Genomic DNA, 2,332 nt, shown 5'->3' with positions numbered 1-2,332 from the left:
CCGCTGGTTCTGTTGCTGCGCAAGCCGGCGACGCCGGCCAAGATCGACCACAGCGCCGTCATGGAGTGACGACGCTCGAAGCTCATCTGGCTGCACAGGCAACAGCCAAAAAGAAACCGGGGTCCTGTGAGGGACAGGACCCCGGCCGATGCCGATACGACTTCCCAAGAAACATGGCACCTCGTCATGAGGTGGGGATGGCAGGCCCGAGAAAGCCCCGACGGACCTGCCTTGATCCCCTTTGCCGAAAGCCGTTACTTCGGCAACAGCACCTTGTTGACGACATGGATGACGCCGTTCGACTGGTTGACGTCGGCGATCGTCACTCGCGCCTCGCCGCCTGACTCATCCATGATGTAGAGCTTGCCCTTCTTGACTTCAGCGGTCAGCGTGTCACCGGAGACGGTTTTCATCTCGTACTTGCCGCCCATCGCTTTGGCCTTCTTCATCATTTCGGCGCCCGAAATCTTGCCTGCCACGACATGCGCGGTCAGCACCTTGGTGAGCTTGCCCTTGTTCTCCGGCTTCAGCAGCGTGTCGACGGTGCCCTTGGGCAGTTTCGCAAACGCCGCGTTAGTCGGGGCGAAGACTGTGAACGGGCCAGCGCCCTGCAGCGTGTCGACCAGGCCGGCGGCCTTGACCGCGGCGACCAGCGTCGTGTGGTCCTTCGAATTGACGGCGTTCTCGACGATGTTCTTGGTGGTGTACATCGGCGCGCCGCCGACATTCGGGTTTTTGGCATAGGCGGGCGCGGCAATCGCCACGCCGGCGACGAACGCGGAAAGGGCGATGGTCCTGAATGACGGCAAACGCATGTGGTCTTCCTCCGGGTGAGGGCTGATCGGAATTGATAGCCTTTGGAAACGCACAGGCAGTCACGCCGCCGACGGGGCGCAAGTTTCGCCGATCACGGGAACGTGATGCCGGAGCTGCTTAAACGAAAAGCCCCGCGCGAGGCGGGGCTTTGAAGGCTGGAGAAAGCGCTGCGTCTTCTATTCGGCCGGCGACGGTTTCTTTCGGAACAGCGCGACCAGATTGTCCCACAGCTCGATCTTGGCGCCCTGGCGCTTCATGATGATGCCCTGCTGGAGGATCGACAGCGTGTTGTTCCAGGCCCAGTAGATGACCAGGCCGGCCGGGAAACCCGCCATCATGAAGGTGAAGATGACAGGCATCCAGGTGAAGATCGCCGCCTGCGTCGGATCCGGCGGCGTCGGGTTCATGCGCATCTGCAGGAACATGGTGACGCCCATGATCAGCGGCCAGACGCCGATCATCAGCATGTGCGGCAGGGTGACCGGGATCAGGCCGAACAGGTTGAACAGCGACGTCGGATCGGGCGCGGCCAGATCCTGGATCCAGCCGAAGAACGGCGCGTGCCGCATCTCGATGGTGATGTAGAGCACCTTGTAGAGCGAGAAGAAGACCGGGATCTGCAGCGCCACCGGCCAGCAGCCGGCAAGCGGGTTGATCTTCTCGGTCTTGTACAGCTCCATCATCGCCTGCTGCTGCTTCATCTTGTCGTCCGCGTATTTCTCGCGGATCTCGAGCATTTTCGGCTGCACCTTCTTCATGTTCGCCATCGACGCGTAGGACTTGTTGGCGAGCGGATAGAAGATGGCCTTGACGATGACGGTGGTGGCGAGGATGGCCAGGCCGAAATTGCCGAAGAATTTGTAGAGCGTGTCGATCAGCCAGAACATCGGCTTGGTGATGAAGTGGAACCAGCCCCAGTCGATCAGCAGATCGAACCGCTTGATATGACGATCTTCCGCATAGGCGTTGATCTTGCCGACTTCCTTGGCGCCGGCGAAGATTTCGCTCTCCACCGTCGCCGACTGACCGGCATCGACGGTGATCGGATCGGTGAGGAAATCGGACTGATAGCGATGGCGGCCGTCCTCGAAATAGGCGTAGCGCGGCTGGAACGGCTGCTTCTCGGTCGGCACCAGCGTCACCGCCCAGTATTTGTCGGTGATGCCGAGCCATCCGTCGGTCGACTTGCCCGGCGTGAACTGCTTGTCCTTCTCGATGGACGCGTATTTGTGCTCCTGCAGGCCTTCGGTGCCGGTGAAACCGATCAGGCCCTCATGCAGCACATAGGTGCTGGCAACGAGCGGCTTGTCGAAGCGGGTGACGCGGCCGTAATTGGACAGCGATACGGCGGCCGTGCCCGCATTCTGCACTGTGTCGGACACCGTGAACATGTAGTTGGTGTCGACGGAAAAGGTGCGCTTGAAGGTAAGGCCCTTGTCGTTCGAATAGGTCAGCGTGACCGGGGTCGTCGGCGTCAGCGTCGCATTGCCGTCGACGGCCCACACAGTCTCGGGAC

General features: G+C 61.1%; 2 protein-coding genes. Both read right to left on the bottom strand.

Going from position 1 to position 2,332, the window contains the following annotated elements; genetic code table 11:
* Positions 1 to 254: 254 nt before the first annotated feature.
* Complete coding sequence (locus EN750_RS30085) at positions 255 to 815, bottom strand: fasciclin domain-containing protein (RefSeq protein ID WP_127271417.1); 561 nt, start codon at positions 813 to 815, stop codon at positions 255 to 257.
* Positions 816 to 992: 177 nt separating this feature from the next.
* Positions 993 to 2,332: membrane protein insertase YidC (yidC, locus tag EN750_RS30080; RefSeq protein ID WP_127398907.1), on the bottom strand; the 1,340-nt coding region annotated here is incomplete at its 5' end.

It is taken from the genome of Mesorhizobium sp. M7A.F.Ca.ET.027.03.2.1 (assembly GCF_003999175.1).
Taxonomy (GTDB): domain Bacteria; phylum Pseudomonadota; class Alphaproteobacteria; order Rhizobiales; family Rhizobiaceae; genus Mesorhizobium.
The sequence above is the reverse complement of the archived record's forward strand: the minus strand, read 5'-3'. Positions and strand labels throughout refer to the sequence as shown.